Below are 1,336 nucleotides of genomic sequence, written 5' to 3'. Positions count from 1 at the left end.
TCGATGGGGTGGATGTCGGGGTTGGCCTTGTCGGCGTAGCCGTACACGGTGAGCCAGCCGATGGCGGCGATGATGCTGGGGAGGGGGTAGAGGAACATCTTGTAGGGGCGGGCCAGGTTCGGCTGGCGTTTGCGCAGGACGGTGACGGCGGCGATCTGGGCGAGGGCCTGGATGATCACCATGACGGTGGTGAGCAGGGCGATCAGGATCGTGAGCGGGGGGTGTTCGGCGGTGTTGCCGATGTGCCGGGCGAGGAGGTAGCCGGCGAGGGTCATGGCGCCCATGGCGACGAGGCCGGCGGTGGGGAAGTTGTGCTTGGGGTGGAGTTTGGCGAAGGAGCGGAAGAAGAGGCGGTCGCGGGCGGCGTCGTAGGGGACGCGGGAGCCGCCGAGCAGTCCGGTGAAGACGGAGGCGAAGGCGGTGACGAGGATGAGGACGGTGACGATGTTCGCCGCGGTCTTGCCGAAGGTCTGCTCGAGGACGGCGGAGGCGACGGACTGGGAGGCGACGTTGTCGGCGTTGAGCATGTCCTGCCAGGGGATGACGCCGAGGACGCCGATCTGCAGGAGCAGGTAGATGGACATGACGGCGATGACGGAGAAGACGATGGAGCGGGGCAGGACGCGGCCGGGGTTCTTGACCTCGGCGCCCATGTAGGCGGCGGTGTTGTAGCCGAGGTAGTCGTAGACGCCGATGGTCAGGCCGGAGGCGAAGCCGAGCCAGAAGGTGCCGCTGGTGAGTTCGATGGCGTGGGCGGGCCAGGTGAAGGCCAGCGACGGGTCGAAGTGGGTGAAGGAGGAGAGGATGACGGCGGCGACGGAGATGATCATTACGGCCCACATGACGACGGTGACCTTGCCGATGTTCTCGACCTTGCGCCACAGCAGGAGGATGACGAGGGCGACGACGGCGACGCCGACGATGTCGCCCTGTCCGGGGCTCATGTCGGGCCACAGGAAGGCGAGGTACTGGACCAGGCCCTGCACGCCGGTCGACATGATCAGCGGGATGAACAGCATCGCGGTCCAGACGAACAGGAACGGCATCAGGCGCCCGGTGCGGTACTGGAAGGCTTCGCGCAGGTAGACGTACGTGCCGCCGGAGCCCGGCATGGAGGCGCCCAGTTCCGCCCAGACCAGCCCGTCGACCAGCGCGAGCAGCGCACCGGCGATCCAGCCGATGATCGCCTGGGGGCCGCCGAACGCGGCGACCATGAGGGGAATGGTCACGAACGGACCGCAACCGACCATCTGGCTCATGTTGATGGCCGTGGCCTGGAACAGCCCGACTCGTCTGACGAGGCCGGGGCCGTGCTCAGTGGACAAAGGGTGCCTCC

General features: G+C 67.4%; 1 protein-coding gene. It reads right to left on the bottom strand.

Annotated elements, in window-relative coordinates; genetic code table 11:
• On the bottom strand, positions 1-1,325 hold a 1,325-nt coding region (locus IH61_RS0139810; protein WP_031079318.1), incomplete at its 3' end, for an APC family permease.
• Positions 1,326-1,336: the final 11 nt, after the last annotated feature.

This window comes from Streptomyces sp. NRRL WC-3742 (genome assembly GCF_000720635.1).
In the GTDB taxonomy this organism is placed as follows: Bacteria; Actinomycetota; Actinomycetes; order Streptomycetales; family Streptomycetaceae; genus Kitasatospora.
Note: the sequence above shows the minus strand (reverse complement) of the source record. Positions and strands in the feature narration are given on the sequence as shown.